Genomic DNA, 26,039 nt, shown 5'->3' with positions numbered 1-26,039 from the left:
GCCTTCGGTAAGAAACGGGAGAACATCATGCGCAAGCTCATCGTCACCGCGTTCGTGTCCGTCGACGGCGTCATGGAGGCGCCCGGCGGCGAGGACGGCTACCGCAACACCGGCTGGACGTTCAAGACCGTCGAATTCGACGAGGCCGCCTACGAGATCAAGGCCCGCGAGCAGGAGGAGACCGGCGCGCTGCTGCTGGGCCGCCGCTCCTATGAGGCCTTCGCGCCGGTCTGGCCGACGATGGAGGAGTTCGCCGGCTACAACGCCATGCCGCGCTACGTCGTCTCGACCACCCTCGAAGAGGACGACCCGAAGTGGCCGGCGACCGTGCTCCGCTCGCTCGACGAGGTCGCCGCGCTCAAGGAGACCGAGGGCGGGCCGATCGCCGTCCACGGCAGCGCCGAACTGGGCCGGAGCCTCGCCGACGCGGGCCTGGTCGACCGCTACCACCTGCTGGTCTTCCCGGTACTCCTCGGCGCCGGCAAGCGGCTGTGGAGCGAGGCCGACAAGGACTGGACCAAGCTGCGGCTGGTCGAGCAGGAGGCCTACGGCAACGGGGTCCAAAAGCAGATCTTCGACGTCGTCCGTTGAACGCGGATCGCGCCCGGTTCCGCGGGGGACCGGGCGCGTCCGTGCGTCCACTAGGAGAGCCGGTCGACCACCAGCTGGGCGGTCTTGCCCGCCGAGGCCGGGTTCTGGCCGGTGACCAGGCGGCCGTCGGCGACGGTGTACTCGCTGAACTTCTCGCCGCCCTCCCATTGCGCGCCGCGCTCCTCGAGGCGGCTCTGCAGGAGGAACGGGACCGTGTCGTCGAGTTCCATGGCGGCCTCCTCCTCGTTGGTGAACGAGTTGAGCCGCTTGCCGGAGACCAGGTACGAGCCGTCCGAGAGTTTGGCGTTGACCAGCGCCGCCGGGCCGTGGCAGACCGCCGAGACGACGCCGCCGCGTTCGTAGACGTCGGCGGCGGCCCGGCACAGCTCCCGCGACTCGGGGAAGTCCCACATGGTGCCGTGTCCGCCGACGAAGTAGATCGCGTCGTACTCGGCCGGGTCGACCTCCTCGGCGCTGCGGGTGGACCGCAGGCGCTCGCTCTGGGTCTCGAAGAACTCCTTCTGGACCGGGTCGTCGTCCTCGTAGCCCTCGTACGGCGGCTCGCCGCCGTCGACCGACACGAAGTCGACGTCGAGCCCGGCGTCGCGGAAGACCCGCCACGGGTGCGCGGCCTCGGGGACGGTGTACCCGGTCTCCCGTCCGGTGTCGCCGAGCTGGGCGTGGCTGGTGAGCGCCAGCATCACTTTCTTGGCCATCGGTTGAATCCCTTCGTTCCCTCATGCAGTGCCGCGGCGGAGCCGCAGCGCCCGGGTACCCGGGGGAACGGAGTTGATGCGGGCCCGAACGCCGCCGGTCAGGTGCCCGAGCCGCGGCTCCACTGCGGCGACTGGGTCAGGTAGAACAGGTAGCCCAGCGCCGGGCCGACGACCACGGCGGCGATGCCGACGGCCACCAGCAGCCCCTGGAGGGTCGCCGACGCGCCGGCCGCCTCGGCGATGGTGGTCTGGTCGACCAGCATCCACGGGTACTGGCCCAGGCCCCAGCCGGAGACGACCGAGGAGACCGCGAGTACGGCGGTGAGGCGGGCCGGGCCGTAGCGGCGGCGGTGGAGCAGCAGCAGCGTGGCGGCCCCGCCCAGAGCCGAGAGCACGATCAGCGGCGCCGCCCTCCCGGTGAGTCCCGCGCTCAGGGTCGGGGCGTCGCTCGTGATGGGGACGAGCGCGGCGAAGACCACCGCGCCGGTGGCGATCCCGACCGCCAGCGACCGTCGCCGCAGGGACTCGGCCAGGTCCGGCTCCTCGCCGCGGGCGGCGTCGGCGGTCAGGAACACGCCGGCGAGGAACGCGCAGGTGCCGACGGCGATCAGGCCGCCGAACAGCGAGGTCGGGTTGAGCCAGGAGGTCCAGGGGTCGCCGTAGCCTTCGGCGGGGACCCTCCCCGAGGCCAGTGCCCCGGCGACGGCGCCGAAGAAGAACGGGGTGAGCACCGACGAGGTCGCGAAGACCGCGCCGAACAGCCGCGCCTGGCCGAGGGTCTCGGAGTACTTGCGGAAGGCGAAGCTGGCGCCGCGCAGCACGATGCCGATCAGGGCGAGGAGCAGCGGGACCATGAGCGTGGTCATCGCCGCCGAGAACGCGGTGGGGAAGCCGGTCCACCAGGTCACGAGCACGTAGATGAGCCAGACGTGGTTGGCCTCCCAGACCGGTCCGATGCTGTGGTCGATGCGGGTGCGCAGGGCGGCGCCGCCGCGGCTGCCGCCGGCGGTCAGGTCGTAGAAGCCTGAGCCGAAGTCGGCGCCGCCGAGCACGGCGTAGGCGACGACGCCGACGAACAGCGCCGCGGCCACGGCGACTTCGAGGCTCATCATTTCGCTGCCCCTTCGCTCGATGTGTCGCGCAGCCGCGCCTGGGGCCCGTAGGGGCTGGGAAGGTCGCTCTGCCCGGCTCTCCATCTGCGTGCCATGGAGCGCAGCACCATCACCGCCGCGACGGTCATGGCCCCGTAGAGGAGGGTCGAGCCGGCCAGGATCCACCAGAGTCTGGCGGTGTAGTCGCCGACGGCCTCTTCGGTGCGCATGATGCCGTGGACGATCCACGGCTGGCGTCCGACTTCGGTGGCGATCCAGCCGGCCTCCATCGCCACGACCGCGAGGGGCCCGGCGACGGCGGCGAATCCGAGGAACCAGCGGTGGTCCGACAGGTCGCGCCCCCGCCAGCGGGTGAACCAGTAGAGGAGGACGGCGAGCATGAGCAGCAGCCCGATGCCGATCATGGTCTGGAAGGCCCAGTGGGCGATGTTGACCGGCGGATGGTCTTCGACCGGGATGGTGTCGAGTCCGGGCACGGGTTCGCTCAGGGAGTTCTGGGCGATGATCGATCCGAGGTAGGGGATGTCGAGGGCCCATTTGACCTCGCCGTCGATGTAGACGCCGCCGATGCGCAGGGGGGCGGGGCTCTCGGTGGTGTCGGCCAGTTCGAAGGCGGCGAGTTTGGCCGGCTGGCGTTCGTCGAGTCCTGCGCCGAGGAGGTGGCCGACGAAGGGCTGGACGAGGGCGCCGACGGTGGCGAAGGCGAAGGGGACGATGAAGCCGAGGCGGTGGTGGCGGTCGCGGCGGCCGCGGAGCATGCCGACGGCGTAGACGCCGGCGATGACGAAACCGGCGACCATGTAGGCGGCGACCCACATGTGCGCGAACTGCAGTGCGGCGTGGCCGTTGAACAGCACCCGCCACGGTTCGACGTCGGTGATCCGGCCGTCGACGATGTTGAATCCGGTGGGGACGTTCATCCAGGCGTTGACCGCCAGGACGCAGTAGGTGCCGAACACGCCGGTGACGGCCATGGGCAGGACCATGAGCAGGTGCCGCCCAGCGGGCATGCGGCCCCAGCCGTAGAGGTAGATGCCGAGGAAGATCGCTTCGAGGAAGAAGGCGAGGCCTTCGAAGGCGAAGGGGAGTCCGAGAACGTCGCCGAAGGCGCCCATGAGACCGGGCCACAGCAGTCCCATCTCGAAGCTGAGGACGGTTCCGGAGACGGCGCCGATGGCGAACAGGACCGCCGAGACCTTGGCCCAGCGTTTGGCCAGGCCGAGAGCGACGGGGTCGTCGCGGCGGATGCCGATGAGGTGCATCGTGAAGATCATGGCCGGGAAGGCGACGCCGAAGCAGGCGAGGATGATGTGCCATCCCAGGGAGAGGGCCATCTGCTGGCGGGCGGGGAGCAGGCCGGCCGGTTCCGGCGCCGTTTGGGCTACATCGGACAGCTGCGCGACGAGGTCGGTGGCCAACATGCTTTGACGCTACGCCTGCTTCTGGCGCGACACCCGGCCTTGTGAAAGTTTTCACATGAGGGGTGCTCAGGTGGTGCCGACCCGCTCCGGTTCCGGCGGCGGCGCGTACGCCGGCACCCATTTGGCGAGCCATCCGGCGCCGAGCAGTGAGATCGCGCCGAGGGCGACCGCGGCCGCCGCCAGCGGGAACGCCAGCGTGATGAGGCTCATCAGGCCCGGTCCGGCGACGTTGCCCAGGTCGGCGCACAGCCGCCAGCCGCCGAGGAACTGGCGGCGCCCCGCGTCCGGGGCGACATCGGCGCCGAGGGTGAGGACGATGCCCGCCGAGATGCCGTTGCCCAGGCCCATCAGACACGCCACCGCGCCGATGGCCACGACCGAGCCGGCCAGCGGCAGGATCAGGAATCCGGTGCCCAGGACGACCATGGCCGGCAGCGCGACCCACAGCCGCCCGAAGCGGTCCATGATGGCCCCGCCCGGATAGAACAGCAGCATGTCGACCGCCGCCGAGACCCCGAAGATGAGACTGACCGTCGAGGCGTCGACGCCTTGGGACTCGGCCCACAGCGGCACGATGCTCTGGCGGGTGGCGCGCGCGACCGAGATCAGCAGGATGCCGACGCCGAGGGTGAGCAGCAAGCGCCGGTGGCGCGCCAGTACCGTCCACATGCCGCTCGCCGGCTCGCGGTCGGCCGGGCGCGGGGCGGCGCGCAGCGCCGGAAGCGTGAGGCTGAGCAGACCGCCGGCGAGGCTCATGCCGGCGGCGAACACGTAGGCCGCCGAGATGGCGAACTGGTCTACCAGGAGCGCGGCGGCGAACGGCCCCAAGAACAGCCCGATCCGGAACGTGCCACCCAGTGTGGACAGCGCGCGGGCGCGGAAGCTCACCGCCACCGCCTCGGACAGGTAGGCGTGCCGCGCCAGGCCGAACACCGCCGTCGCCAGCCCGGTGACGAAGACCGCGGCCGAGAAGACCGGCAGCGAATCGGTGCCCGCGGCGACCAGCAGCGCGATCGCGTCGACCACGCACGCGGCCAGCAGCACCCGCTTCTCGCCGAACCGGTGGGCCAGCGCCCCGGCCGGCAGGTCGCCGGCCAGTTGCCCGACGCCGACGAGCGCGGCGACGATCGCCGCCTGCGGGACGGTGGCACCCAGGTCGCGGGCCGTGAGCGCGATGAGCGGGACGATCGCGCCCATGCCGATCGAGATGAGCAGGGTGGGGCCGTAGATCGGGAGGAGCAGCGAACGCCACTGTATCGATACATCTTCGGCGGTCACGTCGCGAACGTACCAGCGTGACGGCCGCCGGCCGTCCACTCGCTCGGCCGCTATGCGCCCGGTTACCCCGGCCGCTCGCCATCATCGGACCGGGAGTTCGCCTCGAGTTCACGCCGGTGTCATCGCGCGGACGTACCCTCGGCTGCCCCGAGTCCGGTGTGGAGGTCAGCTCGATGCCAGGCGACATGTCGACGTCCCTGTACTTCGCCGCCGTCGTGGTCGCGGTGGCGGCACTGCCGTCGCTCGCGGTGGTCGTCGCCGACGTGGTCGGCCTGCGGCGGTCCCGACGGCCCCGGCCGTACCGGGGCCGCCTCGGCAACGGCCAGTACGTGGCGAACCTGCTGGTCGCCTGGGCGGGGCTCAGTTACGGCGCCGCGCTGGCGGCCGTCATCGCCGTGCTCGTCTGGCTCGGCGGCGACACCGACGAGTGGCGCCGCTCGGTCTGGGGCGGCCTCATGGCCGGGACGGTCGCGTCCACGGCGGTCGTGCTCGTCCGGGTGCTTGCCCGTCCCGTGCCGCTGGGCGAAGGGGACCTGCTGCTGGACCGGTGGGCGCGGGCCGGCGGCGACTGGGGCGACACCGGCGGCGACGGCGACTGAAAGGCGGCCGCGGGACGTCCGTTCGGGCAACTATGTTCGAGAGGCGGACCGACCGCATCGTCTATGCAACCGGGAGGGCAGTCCATTGACGTCCACCACCGTCGCCCCGAACGAAGCGACCGATCCGACCGTCGTAGTGGTGCGACCGCGCACCGCCGACGACTCGGGACTGGCCGCCACCGGCGCCGAACGGCCGCTGCTGTCATGGCGGCTGCGGACCGACCGGTCCGCGGTGGTCCAGAGCGCCTACGAACTCGAGACCGCCGCCGACGAGGACTTCCGCGACCCGCTCGAGCGCACCGGCGCGGTCGAATCGGCCTGCCAGGAGACGGCGATGCCCGGCCGCGCCCTCGGCAGCCGCGAAGTGCGGTGGTGGCGGGTGCGCGTGCGCACCGACCGCGGCTGGACAGCCTGGAGCGAGGCCTCCCGCGTCGAGGCCGCGCTGCTCGAGGCCGCCGACTGGACGGCCCGCCCCATCGCTCTGCCCTCCGACGCCGGCCGCGTCGAACCGGGGCCGGCCCCGATGTTCCGCCGCGAGATCGACCTCGACGGCCCCGTCGCCGCCGCCCGCCTCTACGTCACCGCCCTCGGCGTCCACGACATGCGCGTCAATGGGCGCCCGGTCGCGCCGGACCTGCTCGAACCGGGCTGGACCCCGTACGGGAAGCGGCTGCTGTACGCCACCTACGACGTGGCCGGTCTGCTCCGGTCGGGCGCGAACGTGCTCACCGCGACGGTCGGCGACGGCTGGTACCGCGGCACGCTCACCTGGGCCGGCCGCCGCGCCCTCTACGGCGACACCCTCGCGCTGCTCGCCCAACTCGAAGTCGCGCTCACCGACGGCTCGCGCGTCACCGTCGGCACCGACGGCGAATGGAAGGCGACCACCGGCGAGGTCACCTCCGCCGGGCTCTACGAAGGCGCGACTGTGGACCTGCGGCGCCGTCGCGACGGCATGCACCTGCCCGGATACGACGACGGCGACTGGGAGGCCGCGCGGCCGCTGGACCTGCCGCCGCGGCTGGAGCAGCGGTCGGCGCCGCCGGTGCGGGCCGTCCAGGTCCGGCCGGTCGACTTCGCGCCCGGGCCCGAGGGGGCGCTGCGCGTCGACACCGGACAGAACCTCACCGGCTACCTGCGCCTCACCGTCGAAGGAGAGGCCGGCAGGCGGGTGACCGTGCGGCACGCCGAAGTGCTCGACGCCGAAGGGTCCCTCCACACCGAGCCGCTGCGGCTGGCCGAGGCGACCGACCGCTACACGCTCGCCGACGCCCGCGCCGAGACTCTCGAACCGCCGTTCACCTTCCACGGCTTCCGCTACGCCGACATCGAGGTCGACCCGGGCGTGCGCGTCACCGGCGTCGAGGCCGTCGTCGTGGCCTCGGACCTGGAGCGCACCGGCCGCTTCGCCTGCTCCGACGAGCGCGTGAACCGCTTGTACGAGAACGTGGTCTGGTCCCAGCGCGGCAACTTCCTGGCCGTGCCCACCGACTGCCCGCAGCGCGACGAGCGGCTGGGCTGGACCGGCGACCTCCAGGTCTTCGCCCCGACCGCCTGCCACAACTTCGACGGCCGCGCCTTCCTCCGCAGCTGGCTGCGCGACCTCGCCGCCGAGCAGCGCGACGACGGGTGCGTGCCGCACGTCGTGCCCGACGTCCTCGGCGTCTTCGACGACGAGGACCTGCGGTACGGCTCCACCGGCTGGGCCGACGCCGCCGTGACCGTCCCGTGGGCGCTCTACGAGGCCTACGGCGACGAGACGATCCTGGCCGACCAGTACGACTCGATGCGCCGCTGGGTCGACTGGGGCGCCACGCAGCTCGACGACGACGGGATCTGGTCGGGCGGGTTCCACTTCGGCGACTGGCTCGACCCGAACGGCTCGAGCGAGCGGCCAGGCGAGTCGACCACGCCGACGCCGTTCACCGCCACCTCCTACCTGGCGCACAGCGCCCGGCTCACCGCCCGTGCCGCCCGAGTCCTCGGCCACGAGGCCGACGCCGAACACTATGAGTCCCTTGGCGACCGGGCAGCCGAGGCCGCGTGGAGCCGGTTCAAGGACACGGCCCTGGCCACGCAGACCGGCTGCTCGCTGGCCCTGGAGTTCGCGATCGCGCCGCCTGCCGAGCGCGCCGAGACCGCCGCCGCGCTCGCCGCGCTCGTGCGGGCCGCCGACGGCCGGATCGCCACCGGGTTCCTCGGCACGCCGCTGGTCCTGCACGCCCTGACCGCCTCCGGTCACCACGAGGAGGCCTACCGGCTGCTGCTCAACGAGCGCAGCCCCGGCTGGCTGCACCAGCTCCGGCACGGGGCCACGACCGTCTGGGAGCGCTGGGACGCCATCGGCGAGGACGGCCGCGTCCATGGCGGCACCATGGACGCCAGCGGCCCGATGGTGTCGTTCAACCACTACGCCTACGGCGCGGTCGCGTCCTGGCTGTACCGGACCGTGGCCGGGATCGCGCCCGACGCGGAGGCGCCGGGCTATGAGCGCGTGGTCTTCGCACCCGTGCCCGGCGGCGGCCTCGCCTGGGCCGCGGCCATGATGGACACGCCCCGGGGTGAAGCCTCGATCCGCTGGGAGACCGAAGGTTCGGTCGTCGACGCCGAGGTCCTCGTCCCGCCGGGATCGACCGGCACCTTCGTGCTGCCGCCGGGCAGGTGGGAGGACGTCCGCGTCGACGGCGCCCCGGTAGCGCAGGCCGCCCTGGTGCCTTCCGAGGTGTACGGCAGGCCGGCGCTCAAGCTCGGCGCCGGCGGCCACCGCCTCGAACTGACCTGACCGGCACCGCATTCGCATTCCGACGGCGACCGACGCCTGAATGGCGCGCGGTCCCATATTGTTCGGTTCCCGTGCAATCGGCCGGGTGTCTGGGAGCCAAGTTGATTGCAATTTCAACTATTAGGTTTGCGGCCGGTGGATCGGGTCCGTGAATTGTTGCGGATCATTCCGTTACCGGCGCGACCGGCGCCGGCGAATCGGCGGTGTACGCAAGTCCGGTATGGCCCCATTCAGCAGCGAGAAAATGGATTCCATCGGCCGCATGGGCGCCTTGTCATGCTGAGATATGTCGACATGACGATAATGGGAATGGGCATTGTCGTATTGGCGACACTCCTCCCACGGGCAACGCTCGGGCATAATGACAAGGCGAGTGCGCATTCGCGACGGCGAGTGCGTATTCGAACGAGGTGCCGCCGCTCTTTCGAATAACGGAGTGAAAGGGCGTCGGCCCCGCGCCACCCGGCTTCAGTGCCGAAGCCGTCGAAACGTCTCCTCTCACCCGGCGTCCCCGCGCGCGGAACGGCGCCGGGCGCAGCCTCTCGACCGGGAAGGTGGTTCGCATGCCTCACCACGTCGGTGCGGAAGTACAACTGCAGCAAGTGTTCACCCTGATCGACCGGATCGTCGGCAGTGAGAGCGTCTCCCGCACCGCCGAGAAAGTGCCGGTGGGCGCCGACGAGTCGATCCTCCCGCAATTCCTCGCTTATGCGGACGAAAACGGACTTCCCTCCCAAGTGGATATGACTTACACGGTCCGCAGGCACTGGCGCGCCGACGTGCCGATGTACGAAGAGGTGCGGCGGCGCCTGACGACGCGGACCAGGTTCCGCGCCCTGTGCCGGCCCGACGAGGCCCTGTGGGGCACCGGCGACGAGATCCCGCTCGACCTCAAACCCGAACTGGTGCACATCCGCTCGGCATGGAGGCCGATGCCCGAGTACGCCATCCTCGACCAGGAGACCGCCCTGGTCAAAACCCGCGTGGACCACCGCTACGCACTGGTCATCAAGGTCGCCGTCCCCGAACTCGTGCGCTCGCTGTCCGAAGCGTTCGAGCGCAACTGGCGGCTCTCGCTCACCCCGCAGCTGTACCGGCGGCTGCGGAACGCGCTCGGCAGCCCGGTCAACCAGAAGGTCCTCCACCACCTCCGCGAAGGCTGCATCGACGAAGTCGCCGCCAAACGCATGAAGGTCTCGGTGCGCACCTACCGGCGCTACGTCTCGCTGCTGATGGAGGAACTCCAAGTCGAGACCCGGTTCCAGATGGCTTGGCGGCTCGCCCAGCTCGGATCCTGAGCGCGCCGACCCGGCGACGGCGCGTGACAGGAAACTGTCACGCGCCGCCTCATCGCCGCACAGGCGCCGCCGATTGCTGGCATCAAGTGGACATTCCCTTGTCTGGCGGGAGATTCCGCTCGTAGCTTGACGTGTGTCGAAAAGTCACGATGAAGGGAACAGCCATGCCGCAACTGGACGCCGCCGTCAAAGAGAAGATCAAGTTCCTCATATGCGACATTCTGGAACTGGACGCCGACGAGGTCACCGACACCAGCCTCTTCAAGGAAGACCACGACGCCGACTCCCTGCTGGCCATCGAGATCGTCGCCTCCCTGGAGAAGACCTTCAACATCACCATCGAGCAGTCGCAGATGGCCCGCATGGTCAACCTCGACGGCATCTACGCGGTGGTCGCCGAAGCCCCGAGCAACGACTGAAGCGGCGCACAGCGATGAGCACCCCGCACGCCCCCGTCGCCGAGCCGGCCCGCCGCGTCGTGGTCACCGGACTCGGCCCCGTCTCCAGCATCGGCATCGGCGCCGAAGCGTTCCTCGCCGGCCTCAAAGCCGGACGCGACGGATCCCGGCCGGTCACCTCGTTCGACACCCGCGGCTACGAGCACTCCTACGCCTGCGAGATCGTCGACTTCGAGCCCGGCGAATGGATCGAGCGCCTCGACCCCGACGGGCTCGGACGCGCCACCCAGTTCGCCGTCGCCGCCGCGCACCTGGCCCTGCGCGACGCCGCACTGCCGCTGACGCGGCTGCGCGAGCGGCGCGTGCTCATCTCCATCGGCACCACCGACGGCGAATCCCGCGACCTCGACGCCCTCGCGCAAGTCGACGTCGAACGCGGCAGCGAGCACATGGACCCCCGGGTCGCCTCCCGCATCCCCGCCGGACGGCTGTCTTCCATGGTCGCCCGCGAGATGGAGCTGACCGACGTCGAGGCCATCACCCTGCCCACCGCCTGCGCGGCGGGCAACTACGCCATCGGCTACGGCTACGACGTCGTCCGCTCCGGCGAAGCCGACTTCGCCCTCTGCGGCGGCGCCGACGCCCTGTGCCGCAAGACCTTCACCGGCTTCTACCGGCTCGGCACCATCGCGCCGCGCTACTGCAGCCCCTTCGACGAGGACCGCCAGGGCATCCTCACCGGCGAAGGCGCCGGCGTCCTGGTCATGGAAAGCCTCGAATCGGCACTCGAACGCGGCGCCCCGATCTACGGCGAGGTCCTCGGATACGGACTCAACTGCGACGCCCACCATCCCGTCGCGCCCAACGAGGACAGCATCGCCGCATGCATCGACCTGGCCCTCACCGACGCCGGGGTCACCACCGAGCAGGTCGACTTCATCTCCGCCCACGGCACCGGCACCAAGGCCAACGACGTCACCGAAGCCAGGGCCATCCGCCAGGTCTACGGCGAGCACATGCCCCGCACGATCTCCATGAAATCCATGATCGGCCACACCATGGGCGCGGCCAGCGCCCTCGCGGCCATCGGCTGCGCGCTGGCGATCTCCGAGGGCTTCATCCCCCCGACGATCAACCACCGCGCCACCGACCCCGAATGCGACCTCGACTGCGTCCCCAACGAAGCGCTCGAGACCGAGGTGTCGGTGGTGCAGAACAACGGCCTGGCGTTCGGCGGCAACAACTCCGTGGTCGTGCTCAGCAGATGCGAGACGGCGGGGGCGGTGGCATGACCTGGGCGGTCAAGGGAGCCGGCGCGCTGTGCAGCGTCGGCTCGAACGTCGAGGCGATCGCCGAGGCGCTGTGCGAGGGCCGGTCCGGCTGGGCGCTGCTGCGCGGGTTCGACGCCGACCGGTACACCATGCCGGGCGCCTACGAGATCGACGACCGGATCGGCGGCGAGGACCGCCCGGGCCGGGCCACCCGCTGGCTCCTGGACGCGGTCGCCCAGGCATGCAAGGAAGCGGGGGTCGGCGAGGACCTGACCGGCGTGCCGGTGGTCATCGGCACCGGCCTGCGGGAACTGCGCGGCGCCGAACTGGCGTGGCTGGACGGCGCCGGCATCGAGGAGTCGTCGCTGGACTTCGGTCGGGCGGTGCGCGAGCGGTTCGGCGCGGCCGAGGTGCACACCGTGACCAACGCCTGCTCGGCCTCGCTGTACGCGCTGGCGATGGGAACGGACCTGCTCGACCTCGGCGAGGCCGACACCGTCGTCGTCGCGGGCGTCGACGCGATCACCGAGAGCATGTTCGGGCTGCTCAACCGGGTCCAGCCCGAGCCGCCCGCAGAAGTGCGGCCCTTCGACCGCGATCGTCGCGGCGTCGTCATGGGCGACGGCGCGGTCGCGGTCGTCCTCCAGCGCGGCAGCGGCGCCTCGGCGCTGGGGACGGTGCGTTCGGTGAGCGTCAACTGCGACGCCGCGCACGTCACCGCCCCCGACGAGTCCGGGATCGCCGCGGCCGTCCGGGAGGCGCACGAGCGCGCCGGGGTCGGCCCCGCGGACATCGACCTGCTCATGGCGCACGGCACCGGGACGGTCCTCAACGACCGGACCGAGGCGCTGGCGGTGCGGAGCGTCTTCGGGCCGGAGCCCGGTGCGGTGATGACCGCGATCAAGTCGATGACCGGCCACACCTCCGGCAGCTCGGGACTGCTCAGCCTCGTGGTGGCCCTGTGGTGCCTGCGGTCGGGCCGGGTCCCGCCCGTGCTCGGGCTCGAGCGTCCGATCGAGGAGGCCGCCGGTTTCGACTGGGCGACCGGCCGGGCCGGGACCGTCGCGGGGCGGCTCGCGCAGATCAACGCATTCGGGTTCGGCGGCGTCAACGCCGTGGCCGTAGTGGAGGGAGCCGGCAGTGTGGTGGCATGACGTGGTCGTGACCGGCGCGGCCCGGACCGTCTCGGTCCCCGGCGGCGAGCAGTTCGATCCGAAGACCGTGCTGGGCCCCAAGGGCCTGCGGTACAAGGACCGGGCGAGCCGGCTGGGCATGAGCGCCGCGCTGCTCGCCTTGGAAGAGGCCGGCGTGGCGATCTCGCGGACGAAGGACGGCACCGCCAGCGGCGGCCCGGGCGACGCGTCCTGCGGCGTCGTGGTCAGCTCCAACCGCGGCAACCTCGACACCGTCTGCCGTGCCGCGGCCGTCATCCGCGAGCAGACCGTGGCCGGGGCCAGCCCGATGGACCTGCCGAACGCCTCGCCGAACGTCGTCGCCTCCTCGGTGGCGATCCGCTTCGGCCTCAAGGGACCGAACGTGATGCTCTGCAGCGGCGCCGATTCGGGGCTCGAAGCGGTCCGCGCCGGCGCGGTCATGATCGGGTCCGGCCGCGCCGACCGCGTCGTGGTCGTCGGCGTCGAACCGGCGAACGAGGTCGTGGCGCGTCTGCTGGGCGTCGCGGAGTCCGCGTGCTTCGACGGGGCCGCCGCGGTGGTCCTGGAGCGCCGCGCCGGCGCCGGACGCCACGGCTCGCGGCCGCTGGCCCGACTGGCCGGGTGGCGGCGCGCGGCCTCGGCCGAGCGTGCCGCGGCCGGCCTGCCCGGCGAGACGGCGCCGATCTCGAGCGGATTCGGCGACGCCTCCGGCGCGCTCGGGGTCCTCGACGCGGTCGAGGCGGCCCGTTCGATCCATGCCGGAGCGGTCGAGGCCGCGCGCTTGGACGGCGGCGTCGACGGCGAGTCGGTGCTGAGCCTGGCGCTCGAGCGGGACGGAGGCGCCCGATGAGCCTGGCCGTGACCCTGCAAGCGGGGCCCGAGCGGCCCGGAGCGGCGCTCAACGCGCTGATGCTGCACGGACTCGCCTCCGACTCGGCCGTGTGGTCGGCCGTCCGCGACGAGTTCCCCGACTGCCGGGTGTGGACCGCCGACCTGCCCTGGCGCGGTGAGGGCGTCGCCGACTGGCAGTTCGAGCCCGACCCGGTCGTCTGGCTCGACCGCACCGCCGAGGCGATGGGCGAGCCGCCCCAGATCCTGGTCGCCCACTCCTTCGCCTCCTCCCTGGTGCTGGACTGGGTCTGCCGCCGGAGCGCGGCGGCGGCGAGGCTGCGCGCACTGGTGCTCGTCTCGCCGTTCTACCGCAGCGGCAGCGACGACTTCCCTTGGGAGGCCATGGAGTACTACGTGGAGAACTTCCACCAGATCCTCGCCGAGGGCATTCACACCAGGTCCCGGCGGCCCGTGGACCCCGAGATCGCGCTCGGCATGGCCGTCCACGTGCGCGACCGCATCGGCCCGTACGCGTGGATGCGGTTCTTCCACTCCTATATGGCCACCCCGTTCCTGCCGCTGGAACGCCTGGACCTGCCGTGCCTGGTCCTGTCCGGGCGCGGCGACCGGGCCGCGTTCCCCTCCGACGCCGAGGCGCTCGCCGCCGCGCTGCCGGAGGCCGAACTGCACGTCTTCGACGACTGCGCGCACTTCCCGATGCAGGAGTCGGCCACCCACTTCGCCAAGACCGTCGACGAGTTCATAACCCGTCGAGTCCTTGCCGCCGAACCCGCCCGCACCGACCACCACGCGAGCGGCCACGGAACCGCCCGCACCGCCACCACCGCCGCACGAGGAGCGACCCCATGAGCCTGAAGAAGCACCTGGACCGCCTGCTGACCGAGACCACCGAGACGACCGTCCCCGTCCGCTACGAGGGCTCCAACATCTGCACGTGGATCGGTTTCAAGCACGTCAACTACGTCGTCGAAGAAGCCGTCCTCCAGCACTTCCGCCGCAGCGGACTGGCCGCCCGCGACCTCTACGAGCGCCACGGGCTCGGCCTGGACCTGGTCGACCTCGACACCCGGATCTTCACCGCCCTTCACATGGACGACGAGGTGCGGGCCAGCGTCATCGCCCGCGAGGAGGCCGACGGCGAGCTGCGGTTCACCGTGAAACTGACCGTCGACCGCGACGGCCGCCGCGCCAAGGCCGTCACCTCCAAAGTCGCCGTTCGACTGCGCCGCGACACCGGCACCGAGGACGCCGAACCGGCCGAAGCGCTCGAGCCCTACACCGTCGGCGCGCTGACCGCTCAGACCGAACTGGACCTGCCTCCGATCGACCCGGCCGCCGGCGACATCGCCGCGCAGGCCGTGGCCGGCCGCAACGCCTTCGCCTGGAAATGGCGCATCCCCTACATGTACTGCCACTTCACCGAGCGCGTCCAGATGTCGGGCTACCTGCGGCAGATGGAGGAGGTCGTCGACCTGTTCCTGGCCGACCGCGGCATCTCCATCAAGACCCTCCTCGACGACCGCTCCTGGATCCCGGTCGTCCCGCACTCGCGGGTGCGCCTGCTCAACGAGGCGCTCATGGAAGAGGAGCTCTACACCGTCTACACCGTCGAGGACGTCTTCAAGACCGCGACCTACACCTCCCGCATGGACTGCTTCGTCGTCCGCGATGGGGCGGTCGTCCCGGTCGCCACCGGCTCGATCATCCACGGCTACGCCGTCATCGACAGCCGCCGCGACTGGAGCCTGGTCGACTTCGACGACCGCGTCATGCGGGCCCTCACCGGCGGGCTGGCGGCATGACCGCGCCGGTCCCCGTCGTCACCGGCGTCGGCGCCGTCAGCTGCCTCGGCGACGGCATCGACGCCATGTGGGAGGGCATGCTCGCCGGCCGCAGCGCCCCCCGCCCGGTCCCTGACGCCGACGCGCGCATGGCGCACCCGAACATGTACCTCGTTCCCGACCGGATCGGCGGCGGCACCGCGCCTTCGGCCGCGCGGCTCGGCGTCCTGGCCGCCGAGGAAGCGCTCGCGCACGCCGGTCTGACGATGCGCCCCGAGGAACCGGCCGCGGTCGTCCTCGGCACCGGCATGGGCCAGTCCACCGTCCTCGACCGGGCCCGTTCGCACGGCAGGCCCCCGTCGAACGACGACGCCGTCTTCGCCACCGCCGCCGAGATCGCCGACGCCCTCGGCGCCCACGGCCCCAACCTCAGCATCAGCAACGCCTGCGCCGCGGGCGGATTCGCGATCTCGGTCGCCGCCGACATGATCCGCTCCGGCCAGGTCGAGGTCGCGATCGCCGGAGGCGCCGAAGCCTATTCGCGTGTCGCCCTCGGCTGCTTCAACCGCCTCGGAGCGGTCGACCCCGAACGGTGCCGGCCCTTCAGCGCCGCGCGCGCCGGCACCGTCTTCGGCGAAGGCGCCGCCATGCTCGTCCTCGAATCCGCCGACCACGCCCGAGACCGCGGTGCGCGCCCGTGGGCGTCGGTCAACGGCGCCGGGTGGAGCTGCGACGCCTACCACGCCACCGCGCCCGAACCGGACGGCGCCCAGATCCGCCGCGCCGTCACCGAAGCGCTCGAACGGGCCGGCGCCGAACCGGCCGACGTCGCCGCCGTCGTACCGCACGGCACCGGCACCGAACTCAACGACCAGATCGAGGGCCGCGTCCTCGCCGAGGTCCTCACCGACCGGCCGCCCGCCTACAGCCTCAAAGCGCTGCTGGGGCACACCGGGGGAGCGGCCGGGGCGTTGGCGGTCGCTGCCGCCGTCCTCATGAGGCGGCACGGCGCCGTGCCCGCCAACGTCGAGGTCGGCCCGATCGACCCCGACTGCGACATCCGCCTGCCCGAAGCCCAGGCCCCCTTGGGCGATGGCCAGGTCATGGTCAACGCCTACGCCTTCGGCGGCAACAACGTCTCACTGCTCATAGGAGGCCCCCGATGAACGCGCCGCACCGGCTCACCGTCACCGGCATCGGCCGGGTCCTGCCGCCGCCCGGCGACGTCGACGGCGCATGGTTCGACCACCGGACCAGGCTCGGCCGACGCGGCTACAAGTACCTCCCGCGCGCCGCCCAGTACCTCCTGGTAGCCGGACGGGAGGCCATGGCGGATGCGGGGCTGGCGGTCACGGGACCGGCGGGCTCCGGACCCGCCGGTGAGGACGTTGGCGTCGTCATCGGCACCAGCCACGGCGCCACCGCCCTCCACACCGAGATGGACACGGCCATCCGGGCCGACGGGGCCGACGCCCTCAGCCCCGCCACCGCCGCCTACTTCTCGGTCAACCTCATCCCCTCCAGGCTCGCCACCGAGCACGGCCTCAAGGGCTTCAACCTCCCGATCACCAGCACCGGCACCGCCGGACTCGAATCGCTCCTGGTCGGCGGCAACGCACTGCGCGACGGCCGCGCCCGCCACCTGCTGGCCGGCGCCACCGAGCACCCCGCCTCCGGGACGCCGCGGCGGCGCGGCGACGACGGAGCGGTCGTCCTGGTCGCCGACCAAGCCGAAGCCGACGGCTACGGGACGGTGTCGGTCGACGCCGGCTTCCTCACCCCCGCCGCCGCGGGCGAGGAGGTCGACCGCGCACGCGCCTGGTTCGAGCGGGCCGCCGAACGCACCGGCCTCGACCCCGGCACCCCGCTGACACTCATCGCCGACGACTCCCTCCCCGGCGCGGCCTTCCAGAAGGCCCTCGACGCCGACATCGTCGCGGCCGTCCCCGGAAGCCTCCAGGCGACCGCGGCCGTCGCCGACGCCCTGGAGGCCGGACCCCGGTCCTCCGCCGTCCTCGTCGTCGCCGCAAGCGGCAACGCGGCGCTGGCCCACATCGAACGGAACGGTGACTGACATGCCGGAACTGCGAGAACTCAAAGGACAGTGGGCGCTCATCCTCGGCGCCTCCAGCGGCATGGGCGCCGCCTGCGCCCGGCACCTGGCCGCACAGGGGGTCAACATCGCCGGCGTCCACTTCGACACGGCCGCCGAACAGGACAGGATCGACGCCCTCATCACCGAGATCGGCGACTCGGGCGTCGAGGTCCGCTTCTTCAACGTCAACGCCGCCAACGCCAAAGCCCGAGCCGAGACCGTCGCGAACGTCAAAGACCTCGCCGACGCGACCGGCCTGCGGATCGTCCTGCACTCCCTGGCGTTCGGCGCGCTCCTGCCCTACATCGACCCCGACGGCGAGGCCGTCACCTCCCGCCAGGTCGCCATGACCCTCGACGTCATGGCCAACAGCCTCGTGTACTGGGCGCAGGACCTCCACGCCGCCGGGCTCCTGCGCGAGGGCGCGAAGGTCTTCGCCATGACCAGCGCCGGCGACCAGCGCGTGACCGCCTCCTACGGCGCCGTGTCGGCCGCCAAGAGCGCCCTGGCCGCCCACGGCCGGCAGCTCGCGGTCGAGCTCGCCCCCTACGGTGTCGCCGTCAACCTGCTGCGCGCCGGCGTGACCGTCACCCCCTCGCTCGAACGGATACCCGAGCACCGCGAACTCATCGCCAAGGCCCGCGGCGGCAACCCGCACGGCCGCCTCACCACCCCCGAGGACGTCGCCGAGTTCGTCGCCCTGTTCGCGCGCACCGACTCGGCGTGGATGACCGGCAACGTCATCGGCATCGACGGCGGAGAGGCGCTCACGACATGACCGGACCGCGCCCCCACCTGCTGGTCGAGACCCACTACCGCCCCGGCGGCCAGGCACCCGCCTGCTTCGCTCAGGCCCGCGCGCTCCGCGACCACGGCGTCGAGGCGTCGGTCCTGCTGATCGAGAACGGCGTCGGCGCCGCCGTCGACTCGCCCGCGCTCCGGGAGTGCCTCGACAGCGGCGCCGAGGTACGCGTCGACGGCTTCTCGCTGCGCCAGAGAGGACTCGGCCCCGAGGACGCGCACGCCGACATCATCGTGGCCGACATGGACTGGCTGGCCGGGTACCTGCTCGACCGCGACGTCGCGGTGGTGTGGCACTGATGGCGCTGCACCGATCGGACCTGCTGGTGGCGCTCATGGGCGCGCCGCACGACAGCGACATGGCCACCACCGCGATGCGCCTGGCCGATGCCGCGCTGCGCCGCGGCGCGGCCGTGGACATGTGGACCTGCGGCTACGCGACCATGCTCACTCAGAAGAGCCTCGGGGACGCCAAGCCCCGCAACCTCCTGGCCTGGGAACGGGTGTACCCGAGCGCCGCGCACCTGGCACGGCGGATGCTCGAAGCCTACGGCGGCAAGCTCACCTGGCACTCGTGCCGCTTCTGCAGCGAAGAGCGAGGCGCGGTCGACCACATCGACCAGGTGCGGCTGCGCCCGCCGTTCAAGTTCACCGAGCACGTCGACGCCGCCGCCAGGTCCGTCGTCATGGGAGTGGTCTGAATGGGCGAGCCGAGCCGCGTGCTCATCATCCTCGACAAGGCCTACCGCGGCGGCCTCGAAGCGCAGTTCGTCGACGCCCTGTACTTCGTGCGGGAGCTCAACCGGCAGCTCGGCGACCTGGGTGCCCCCGAGCCGAGGGGCGGACTCGACGTCTACCTCACGGGCCTGGCGGTCACCTACGCGCTCGACCAACCGGCCCCGCCGGAGGTCCACCTCGCCGACATGACCGTCGACACCCTCCCGGACCCGCGCTCGACAATCCGCGCCCTGATCGGCGAGGACGTCGGCGTCTGGGCCGACGGCGACGAGCGTGAACGCCTCTCGAAGCGGGCGCTCATCCCCGGCGTCCGGCCGGTCGCCCCGACGGCGATGACCCTCCGCTGGCCCGAATACCGACACGTCTGGTTCCTCTAGTGGCGCGGCTCGGTTCGGTGCGGGGGGAAGAAGAAAGAAGACACATGGCACCGCAAGCAGCTCGGCTCCAGGAAGGCAGCAGGAAGACTCCCATGACCAGAACCGACGCCCGCGCGGTGATCACCGCCTGGGCCACCGCATCCCCCTTCGGACTGGGCAACGAGGCCTTCAGCCGGGGGCTGGCCGCCGGGGCGGTCGCCGTCGCCTCCACCACCGACCCCGCCCACCCGGCGCTCCAGATCGCCGAGGTCCCCGACTTCGACGCGCGCGAAGCGCTCGGCAGGAAGGGCACGCGGTCGATGGACCGGGTCACCGCGCTGACGGTCGCCACCGTCGGGCGGCTCCTGTCAGACCGCGACGGCGAGCGCCTCCCCGAGATCGCCGAGCAGACCGGCCTGGTACTCGGCACGACCACCGGCAGCGCCCACAGCATGCTCGACTTCACCCGCGAGTCGCTCACCCAGAAGCGGCCCTACTTCGTCGACCCGACCAAGTTCCCCAACACCGTCATGAACTGCGCGGCCGGGCAGAGTGCCATCTGGCACCGGCTGCGCGGACCCAACACGACCATCGCCTCCGGACGCACCTCGGCGCTGTCCACACTGGCTTACGCCGCCCGGCTGCAGCGCTCGGGCCGGGTCGGGCAGGTCATCTGCGGCGCGGCCGAGGAGATGTCGGCCACTCGGGCGTGGCTGACCTGGCACCAGAACCGCACGCTCGACACCGCCCCGCTCGGCGAGGGCTGCGGGCTGTTCCTGCTCGAACCGGAGGGGACGGCCGCGCGGGCCGGCCGCAGAGCGCTGGCCGACGTGCTCGCGGTCAACACCGCGGTGTCCTACGACGCCCACCACGCGGTCGAGGCGCTGGGCCGCTGCATGGAGCAGACCGTGCCGGGCGACGACCGGGAGCGGCTCTGGCTCATCGCCTGGTCCGAAGCGCCCGGCGACTACGCCAAGGCCGAAGAGGAGGCCGTGGCGTCACTGTTCGCCCACACCTCGGCCTCGCACCTGTACATCGGCGACCACATCGGCGACACCGGCGCGGCCTCGGCGGCGTTCCAGGTCGCCGCCGTGCTCGCCCGCGCCGAAGCCGAACCGTCGGATCGGGCACGCCTGGCCCTGGTCAACGCCGTCGACCGCGACGGGACCGTGGCCTCGGCCCTGCTCCGCATCCGACCCACCGTGCAATGACCCGACAACCCTGAGGAGACAGCCATGGAAGGCACCATCGACCGCGAAGAACTCCGCCACCTGGTGGCCGACGTCCTCGACGTGGACGTCGAGGAGGTCACCGACTCCGCCCACTTCGTCAACGACCTGGAGGTCGACTCCCTCATGGCCCTGGAGGTCATGGTCGTCCTCGAACGCAAGTACTCGGTGAAGCTCGCCGAGAGCGAGCTCAAAGAGGTCACCAGCCTCGACAAGGCGCACGCCCTCCTGCTCGACAAGGTCGCGTCGCGGTGACGATCGCCGCGCACGCCTCGCCGCTGGCGAAGCGGCCGCTCATCACCGCCGTCGAAGGCGACCGGGTCATCGCCGAATACAGCGTCGACCCCGACGAGCCGCTGCTGCGCGGCCACTACCCGGGCTTCCCGATCTTCCCGGGCGTGTGCCTGGTGGACTGCATCCTGCAGACCGCCCTCGAACACGACGGGGCCCTGCGGCTCCGCTCGATCGCCTCCACACGCTTCAAGTCGCCGGTCTTCCCCGGCGAGAAGCTGACCGTGGAACTCGACTGGGACGTCGACGGGCCCCGCTGGAACTGCCGCGCGACCGTCACCGGCGAGCACGGCACCGCCGTCCAGGCCCGCCTGGTCTTCGGAAAGGAGACCTGAATGGACTTCAAGGACATCGGCGCGGTCCTGCCGCACCGCTACCCCATGCTGCTGGTCGACCGGGTTACCGAGGCCGAGCCCGGCCGCGGCCTCACCGCGCTCAAGGCCGTCACCGGCAACGAGCCCTGGTACGCCGGCGGCGAGGCGACCGCCTACCCGACCGTGCTGCTCATCGAGTCCTGGTGCCAGGCCGCGGGCGTCCTGGTGGCCCGCGACGAGCCCGACCCGTCGGTCCTCGACGGGAAGGTCATGCTCTTCGGCGGCATGAGCGGCGTCGAAGTACGCGGCGACGCCGTGCCCGGCGACGTGCTCACCCACCGGGTCGAACTCCTCCGCGACCTGGGCGACACCGTCCTGTGCGGCGGAGACACCACGGTCGACGGGCGTTGCGTCCTCAGCGTCGACCGGATCGTCATGGCCATGCGCCCGGCCGAGGAACTGACCGGGCGAACCGACAGCGAAGGAGAGCAAGGATGAACGACGACCGACCGGTCGCCCTGGTCACCGGCGGCACCCGCGGCATCGGACTGGCCGCCGCCCGGAGAATGCACGCCGACGGGTTCGCCGTCGCCGTCTGCTCCCGCGGCAAGGACGTCGAGACCGACGAGGGCCTGCACCACTTCACCGCCGACGTCGCCGACCTCGACGCCTGCCGATCGCTGGTCGAAGCCGTCGAGACCGAGCTCGGCGCGATCGACGTCCTGGTCAACTCCGCGGGCGTCGTCCGCGACGCCCCGCTGCTGACCATGGGGCCCGACGACTGGAACGACGTGCTGCGCACCAACCTCGACGGCACCTACCACATGTGCCGCTCGGTCGCCTTCTCCATGATGAAGCGCAAGCGCGGCTCGATCGTCAACCTCTCATCGGTCGCCGGCATCCACGGCAACGCGACCCAGAGCAACTACTCCGCCTCCAAGGCCGGCATCATCGGCCTGAGCAAGGCCATGTCCAAGGAACTGGGCCGCTTCGGCATCCGCGTCAACGTCGTCGCGCCCGGCTTCATCGAGACCGACATGACCGGTGGACTGTCCGAAGCGGTCAAGACCAAGGCCGTCGAGCACATCCCCCTGGGGCGCATGGGCACCGCCGACGAGGTCGCGCACCTGGTCGCCTTCATCGCCTCCGACCGGGCCTCGTACATGACCGGCGGCGTCGTCACCGTCGACGGCGGCATCATCATCTGACCGGGAGCGCACCACATGACCTCCAAGCGCAGGACCAAGACCCCGAAGTTCTACTTCTCGCTCCGCAGCCCCTACTCCTGGCTGGCCCACCACGACCTGGTCACCGGCCACGCCGCCCTCGCCGACCGGCTCGAGTGGATCCCCTACTGGGAGCCTGACGAGAAGACCGCCGCGGCCCTGGCCGAAGGCGGCACCGAGTTCCTGTACACCCCCATGTCGAAGGAGAAGCACCACTACATCCTGCGCGACGCCCGCCGGCTCGCCGCCGACCGCGGCCTCGAGATCGCCTGGCCGGTCGACCGGGAACCGCGGTGGGAGATCCCGCACCTGGCCTACTACGTCGCCGAGACCGCCGGCGCCGGGCGCGCCTACGTCGCCGCCGCCTACCGCGCCCGCTGGCAGCAGGGCCGCGACATCTGCGACCGCGGCGTCGTCGCCGACCTCGCCGAAGCGGTCGGCGCCGACCCGGAGGCGGCCGCAGCGGCGTCCGACGACCCGGTCCTGCGCGAGCGCGGCGCGGAGGCGCTGGCGAGGGCCCGACAGGACTCGGTGTTCGGCGTACCCTTCTTCGTGAGCGGTTTCGACCGATACTGGGGCGTTGACCGACTCGACGCCTTCGCCCGGGCGGTGCCGGTCCCCGACATCCCGGCCGAGGCCCGGGCGGTCGCGGGCGCCGAAGTAGACGACGGCCACGCCGGCGGCTGCGGATAACGATTCGAAGCAAAGGACGGACAACCCATGGCAGCACGACCGGCCGGTCGCCCCGGCGGCCCACTCGCAGGTGTCCTCTCGACGCTGGCCTACCCCACCGCGGCCCCGCTGGGCTCGGCGATGGCGCGGCGGATCTTCCGGCCGCCGCGCAGGCGCCACCACAAGGGACCCGAGGACTTCGGTCTGACCGCCGAGACCGGCGAGGTCCCCTTCCGCTCCGGTCGGGGGACGCTGCACACCTGGCTCATCGAGGGCGAGGCCGACCGCGTGGTCGTAGTCGGACACGGCATCGGGCTGAGCAAGTCGGCCTCGCTGGCGCACGCCAAGTTCCTCAGCGACGCCGGCTACACCGTGCTGCTGTTCGACCACCGCAACCACGGCCTCAGCAGCGCCGACCCGGCCGGTACGGACCTCGCCGACCGCTTCACCGAGGACATCGTGACCCTCGTCGAGCACCTCCGCTCAAAGCCCGAGCACCGGGAAGCGAAGATCGCCGTCTACGGGTTCTCGTTCTCGTGCTTCCCGGCCACCTATGTGCTGCGGGAGTGCGATGTGGACGCGGTCGTGTGCGACAGCGGGCCCGTCGCCGACCTCGAAGACGTCTTCGAGCGGTTCATGGACTCGGGAGCACTGCCGCTCCCCGGCTTCTACCGGGTCGCGCCGTCGCGGAAGGCCGCTGTGGGGTCCTTCGCCCGCAAGGCGATAGCGACGCTGAACGCCGAATGGCCGCCCCGCCCGGAGGGCCGGTACCGCACCGTGCCGATGCTGTTGATGGCCGGCGAGGACGACCCGATCGTGCGGCCCGACGGCGTGGCCGCGGTGGCCGATCCGCTGCCGGCGGCCGAGTCACACACCTTCCCCGGCACCGGGCATCTGCAGGGGATCAAGAAGCACCCCGAGGACTACCCGAACCTGGTGCTTGACTTCCTCAAGCGGGCGTGGAACTCGTGAGCGCCAAGGCCGGGCCGCCCCGACACTGGGGCACCGGACCCGAGGACGAGCGCCGCCCGTGCCCGGGGGCGCCGTTCGCGTCCGACCCGGCTGAGCGGTGGTTCCGCGCGGTCACCGTCGAAGCCCCGGCCGCGACCGTCTACCGCTGGCTGTGCCAGATGAAGGTCGCGCCCTACAGCTACGATCTGCTCGACAACCGGGGCCGCCGCAGCCCGCGGCGCCTCACTCCTGGCGCAGCAGACCTCGAGCTCGGGCAGGAGTTCATGACCATCTTCACGCTGGTCGACTTCCGGCCCGGCCGCCACATCGTGCTCAAGCTGACCTCCCCGCGGGCGTTGCGGCTGTTCGGGCCGTTCGTGGTCGCATACGAGACCGAGCCGATCACCGCCGACCGCACCCGGCTCCTGGCGACACTGCTGGTCGGCGACGGTGCCGCGCGGAGTCCGGCCGAGACGGCCCGGCGGCGCGCGCTGGCCTGGGGCGACCTGGCGATGATGCGCAAGCAGCTCTTGACCTTCAAGTCCCTGGCCGAAGCGAGCGGCGGATCTGCTTCGGTTTGAGCGGTCGGTCGCGCTGCCGGCCGCTCGTCGGCATTGGACTGCATCGGTTCGAACCGTCGGGGTCCGCCTATTCGCCACCTGGCAGCAGACCGGTATCTGGGCACTGATGGTCGGCCTTCAGCGTCGACTCCACGACCGTCCGCGCCCACCGGGCCGCAGCCGGAGCCCGACAGGCCCGGTAGTCCGATACGAGGCCACCGTCCAGGTCGCGATCATCCTCGACTGGAAACCATGGTTCTCAACCACGGCCGGGCACGGCTAGCGCGCCACGCGGTAGCGGAGGTAGACGACGCTTGAGTTGAAGGTGCGGGATTCGACCAGTTCGAGATCCACTCGGCGCTCGCGCTGGGGAAAGAACGGAATGCCGCCGCCGAGCAGCACCGGGTAGATCCGGGCCCGGTACTCGTCGATCAGACCCAACGCGGCTGCCTCGGCGGCGAGAGTCGCACCGCCGATCGCGATGTCGCCCTCCACCGGTTCGGCTCGCAATCGCTCGATCTCCTCTGCCAGACCGCCGGACGCCAGGCGGGCGTTTCCCTGCACCGCCGACAGCGTGGTGGAGAAAACCACCTTCGGGAGCGCCTTCCAGATTGCCGCGAATTCGAGCGTCGAGTAGTCAAGCGACGGGTTCTGGTCGGCGGTCTCCCAGTACAGCATGGTCTCGTACAGTCGTCGTCCCAGCAGATGGACGTCGGCCTTGCGTACCTCATCGGTGGCTAGGTCAAAGACCTCCTTGTCGGGTGCCGTCCAGTCGAAGGAGCCGTCCGGCCCGACGATGTAGCCGTCCAGCGACACGGCCATCGAGTAGGTCACGCTGCGCATCAAAAGTCCCCCTCGGTAACAGGGTTCGACAGTACAGCCGCCTGGCGCCGCAGGGCTCAACATGGCTTGCGGATTCCGATCGGATCTCCGGCAGGTCTGATATGGACCCCAGTTTTCAGGTTGACGGTACTGGGCGAGTCAACGGGCAACTCGGTGGTCAACCCGCCGAAATACGGCCCTTCGGACTCGCGTCCCGACATTTCGTATTCGGCCTGCGGGAGTGCCGATGGTCGCGGTGGTTTGGCGGCGACGACGAGGCCGGAGGACCTGAGGCGTCGGTCTCGGCTTCCAGGCGGTGGGGCGGTCATGGTCCTTTCTCAGCGACAACGGGGTAGGAGGTCGGGCGTGGTCCTGCCTTCGGCCTGCAGGCTGGTGGATGGCGCGGATTCATTGGCGGCGACGAACGGGGTAGGAAGGCGGTCGGGGTCGTGTCTTCGGGCTGCGGGTTGGTGGATGGCGCGGGTGGTTTGGCGGCGATGACGAGGTGGGAGGTGGGGCGGGGTCGGTTGTCGTCTTTCGGGTGGCGCATGGTTGCGGTCTTTTGGCGGCGATAGAGAGGTAGCGGGGGTGGCCGGGGTGGTGTGTTCGTGGCCGGGTGCGTGTGTCTTTTTTTGGGGTGTGGGCATGGCGGAGGGCCCGGACCCGCTTGGGATCTCGGGCTGCGATGTCGTGTCGCGTCCCCCGCCGCAGGATGCTGCCTGCGACGGGCG

At 71.5% G+C, this 26,039-nt stretch carries 29 protein-coding genes; 24 read left to right on the top strand and 5 right to left on the bottom strand.

What is annotated here, in order from left to right; genetic code table 11:
* The first annotated feature begins 27 nt into the window (after positions 1-27).
* On the top strand, positions 28-591 hold the full coding sequence (locus ACYVL2_RS19020; protein ID WP_460546284.1) for a dihydrofolate reductase family protein: 564 nt from the start codon (positions 28-30) through the stop codon (positions 589-591).
* 50 nt (positions 592-641) lie between these two features.
* On the opposite strand, the gene ACYVL2_RS19015 is transcribed toward ACYVL2_RS19020, so the two are convergent.
* The 4 genes from ACYVL2_RS19015 to ACYVL2_RS19000 all read right to left on the bottom strand — a co-directional run bounded on the left by ACYVL2_RS19015 (position 642) and on the right by ACYVL2_RS19000 (position 5,118).
* A complete protein-coding gene (locus ACYVL2_RS19015) occupies positions 642-1,307 on the bottom strand; it encodes a type 1 glutamine amidotransferase domain-containing protein (RefSeq protein WP_460546282.1) in 666 nt (221 codons plus the stop codon).
* Between the two features lie 98 nt (positions 1,308-1,405).
* Positions 1,406-2,416: a cytochrome d ubiquinol oxidase subunit II gene (locus ACYVL2_RS19010; RefSeq protein ID WP_460546303.1), complete on the bottom strand. Its 1,011-nt coding sequence runs from the start codon at positions 2,414-2,416 to the stop codon at positions 1,406-1,408.
* Positions 2,416-3,840, bottom strand: coding sequence for a cytochrome ubiquinol oxidase subunit I (locus ACYVL2_RS19005; RefSeq protein ID WP_460546279.1), 1,425 nt, complete (start codon positions 3,838-3,840; stop codon positions 2,416-2,418). Before ACYVL2_RS19005 ends, ACYVL2_RS19010 begins: the two co-directional genes overlap by 1 nt.
* A 66-nt stretch (positions 3,841-3,906) precedes the next feature.
* Positions 3,907-5,118, bottom strand: coding sequence for an MFS transporter (locus ACYVL2_RS19000; RefSeq protein ID WP_460546277.1), 1,212 nt, complete (start codon positions 5,116-5,118; stop codon positions 3,907-3,909).
* Between the two features lie 173 nt (positions 5,119-5,291).
* Here ACYVL2_RS19000 and ACYVL2_RS18995 point away from each other — a divergent pair, with 173 nt between their 5' ends.
* The 23 genes from ACYVL2_RS18995 to ACYVL2_RS18885 all read left to right on the top strand — a co-directional run bounded on the left by ACYVL2_RS18995 (position 5,292) and on the right by ACYVL2_RS18885 (position 24,507).
* Positions 5,292-5,717, top strand: a complete 426-nt coding sequence (locus ACYVL2_RS18995; protein ID WP_460546275.1) for a hypothetical protein — start codon at positions 5,292-5,294, stop codon at positions 5,715-5,717.
* Between the two features lie 85 nt (positions 5,718-5,802).
* The gene (locus tag ACYVL2_RS18990; RefSeq protein ID WP_460546272.1) at positions 5,803-8,499 is read left to right on the top strand and encodes a family 78 glycoside hydrolase catalytic domain; all 2,697 of its coding nucleotides are present in this window, start codon (positions 5,803-5,805) and stop codon (positions 8,497-8,499) included.
* Between the two features lie 563 nt (positions 8,500-9,062).
* Positions 9,063-9,797, top strand: coding sequence for a helix-turn-helix domain-containing protein (locus ACYVL2_RS18985; RefSeq protein ID WP_460546270.1), 735 nt, complete (start codon positions 9,063-9,065; stop codon positions 9,795-9,797).
* 164 nt (positions 9,798-9,961) lie between these two features.
* Positions 9,962-10,216, top strand: coding sequence for an acyl carrier protein (locus ACYVL2_RS18980; protein ID WP_460546269.1), 255 nt, complete (start codon positions 9,962-9,964; stop codon positions 10,214-10,216).
* A 14-nt stretch (positions 10,217-10,230) separates the two neighbouring features.
* Positions 10,231-11,487 (top strand): beta-ketoacyl-[acyl-carrier-protein] synthase family protein, encoded by a 1,257-nt coding sequence (locus tag ACYVL2_RS18975; RefSeq protein WP_460546267.1) that lies wholly within the window; start codon positions 10,231-10,233, stop codon positions 11,485-11,487.
* On the top strand, positions 11,484-12,620 hold the full coding sequence (locus tag ACYVL2_RS18970; protein ID WP_460546265.1) for a beta-ketoacyl-[acyl-carrier-protein] synthase family protein: 1,137 nt from the start codon (positions 11,484-11,486) through the stop codon (positions 12,618-12,620). The genes ACYVL2_RS18975 and ACYVL2_RS18970 overlap by 4 nt, the downstream gene beginning before the upstream one ends.
* Positions 12,607-13,470, top strand: coding sequence for a beta-ketoacyl synthase N-terminal-like domain-containing protein (locus tag ACYVL2_RS18965; protein ID WP_460546263.1), 864 nt, complete (start codon positions 12,607-12,609; stop codon positions 13,468-13,470). Before ACYVL2_RS18970 ends, ACYVL2_RS18965 begins: the two co-directional genes overlap by 14 nt.
* Entirely contained in the window at positions 13,467-14,321 is an 855-nt protein-coding gene (locus tag ACYVL2_RS18960) for an alpha/beta fold hydrolase (protein ID WP_460546261.1), read from the top strand. Before ACYVL2_RS18965 ends, ACYVL2_RS18960 begins: the two co-directional genes overlap by 4 nt.
* Positions 14,318-15,274: a thioesterase family protein gene (locus tag ACYVL2_RS18955; RefSeq protein WP_460546259.1), complete on the top strand. Its 957-nt coding sequence runs from the start codon at positions 14,318-14,320 to the stop codon at positions 15,272-15,274. Before ACYVL2_RS18960 ends, ACYVL2_RS18955 begins: the two co-directional genes overlap by 4 nt.
* Positions 15,271-16,419 carry a beta-ketoacyl-[acyl-carrier-protein] synthase family protein gene (locus ACYVL2_RS18950; protein ID WP_460546257.1) on the top strand — a complete coding sequence of 383 codons (1,149 nt, stop codon included), beginning with the start codon at positions 15,271-15,273 and terminating at the stop codon, positions 16,417-16,419. Before ACYVL2_RS18955 ends, ACYVL2_RS18950 begins: the two co-directional genes overlap by 4 nt.
* Positions 16,416-17,327 carry a beta-ketoacyl synthase N-terminal-like domain-containing protein gene (locus tag ACYVL2_RS18945; protein WP_460546255.1) on the top strand — a complete coding sequence of 304 codons (912 nt, stop codon included), beginning with the start codon at positions 16,416-16,418 and terminating at the stop codon, positions 17,325-17,327. The genes ACYVL2_RS18950 and ACYVL2_RS18945 overlap by 4 nt, the downstream gene beginning before the upstream one ends.
* A 1-nt stretch (position 17,328) precedes the next feature.
* Complete coding sequence (locus ACYVL2_RS18940) at positions 17,329-18,126, top strand: SDR family oxidoreductase (protein WP_460546253.1); 798 nt, start codon at positions 17,329-17,331, stop codon at positions 18,124-18,126.
* Positions 18,123-18,449, top strand: coding sequence for a hypothetical protein (locus tag ACYVL2_RS18935; protein WP_460546250.1), 327 nt, complete (start codon positions 18,123-18,125; stop codon positions 18,447-18,449). The genes ACYVL2_RS18940 and ACYVL2_RS18935 overlap by 4 nt, the downstream gene beginning before the upstream one ends.
* Positions 18,449-18,850 carry a hypothetical protein gene (locus tag ACYVL2_RS18930; RefSeq protein ID WP_460546249.1) on the top strand — a complete coding sequence of 134 codons (402 nt, stop codon included), beginning with the start codon at positions 18,449-18,451 and terminating at the stop codon, positions 18,848-18,850. The genes ACYVL2_RS18935 and ACYVL2_RS18930 overlap by 1 nt, the downstream gene beginning before the upstream one ends.
* Positions 18,851-19,264: a hypothetical protein gene (locus ACYVL2_RS18925; RefSeq protein WP_460546247.1), complete on the top strand. Its 414-nt coding sequence runs from the start codon at positions 18,851-18,853 to the stop codon at positions 19,262-19,264.
* A 92-nt stretch (positions 19,265-19,356) separates the two neighbouring features.
* A complete protein-coding gene (locus tag ACYVL2_RS18920) occupies positions 19,357-20,454 on the top strand; it encodes a beta-ketoacyl-[acyl-carrier-protein] synthase family protein (protein WP_460546245.1) in 1,098 nt (365 codons plus the stop codon).
* A gap of 24 nt (positions 20,455-20,478) precedes the next feature.
* Positions 20,479-20,727: an acyl carrier protein gene (locus ACYVL2_RS18915; RefSeq protein ID WP_460546243.1), complete on the top strand. Its 249-nt coding sequence runs from the start codon at positions 20,479-20,481 to the stop codon at positions 20,725-20,727.
* Complete coding sequence (locus ACYVL2_RS18910) at positions 20,724-21,098, top strand: 3-hydroxyacyl-ACP dehydratase FabZ family protein (RefSeq protein ID WP_460546241.1); 375 nt, start codon at positions 20,724-20,726, stop codon at positions 21,096-21,098. The genes ACYVL2_RS18915 and ACYVL2_RS18910 overlap by 4 nt, the downstream gene beginning before the upstream one ends.
* Complete coding sequence (locus ACYVL2_RS18905; RefSeq protein ID WP_460546239.1) at positions 21,099-21,575, top strand: 3-hydroxyacyl-ACP dehydratase FabZ family protein; 477 nt, start codon at positions 21,099-21,101, stop codon at positions 21,573-21,575.
* Positions 21,572-22,285 (top strand): Rossmann-fold NAD(P)-binding domain-containing protein, encoded by a 714-nt coding sequence (gene fabG, locus ACYVL2_RS18900; protein WP_460546237.1) that lies wholly within the window; start codon positions 21,572-21,574, stop codon positions 22,283-22,285. Before ACYVL2_RS18905 ends, fabG begins: the two co-directional genes overlap by 4 nt.
* Before the next feature lie 15 nt (positions 22,286-22,300).
* Positions 22,301-22,996 (top strand): 2-hydroxychromene-2-carboxylate isomerase, encoded by a 696-nt coding sequence (locus tag ACYVL2_RS18895; RefSeq protein WP_460546235.1) that lies wholly within the window; start codon positions 22,301-22,303, stop codon positions 22,994-22,996.
* Positions 22,997-23,023: 27 nt separating this feature from the next.
* On the top strand, positions 23,024-23,947 hold the full coding sequence (locus tag ACYVL2_RS18890) for an alpha/beta hydrolase (RefSeq protein WP_460546233.1): 924 nt from the start codon (positions 23,024-23,026) through the stop codon (positions 23,945-23,947).
* Positions 23,935-24,507, top strand: coding sequence for a hypothetical protein (locus ACYVL2_RS18885; protein WP_460546231.1), 573 nt, complete (start codon positions 23,935-23,937; stop codon positions 24,505-24,507). Before ACYVL2_RS18890 ends, ACYVL2_RS18885 begins: the two co-directional genes overlap by 13 nt.
* Positions 24,508-24,765: 258 nt before the next feature.
* Here ACYVL2_RS18885 and ACYVL2_RS18880 read toward each other — a convergent pair whose 3' ends face one another.
* Positions 24,766-25,329: a dihydrofolate reductase family protein gene (locus ACYVL2_RS18880; RefSeq protein ID WP_460546229.1), complete on the bottom strand. Its 564-nt coding sequence runs from the start codon at positions 25,327-25,329 to the stop codon at positions 24,766-24,768.
* Positions 25,330-26,039: the final 710 nt, after the last annotated feature.

This window comes from Glycomyces halotolerans (genome assembly GCF_054779575.1).
Note: the sequence above shows the minus strand (reverse complement) of the source record. Positions and strands in the feature narration are given on the sequence as shown.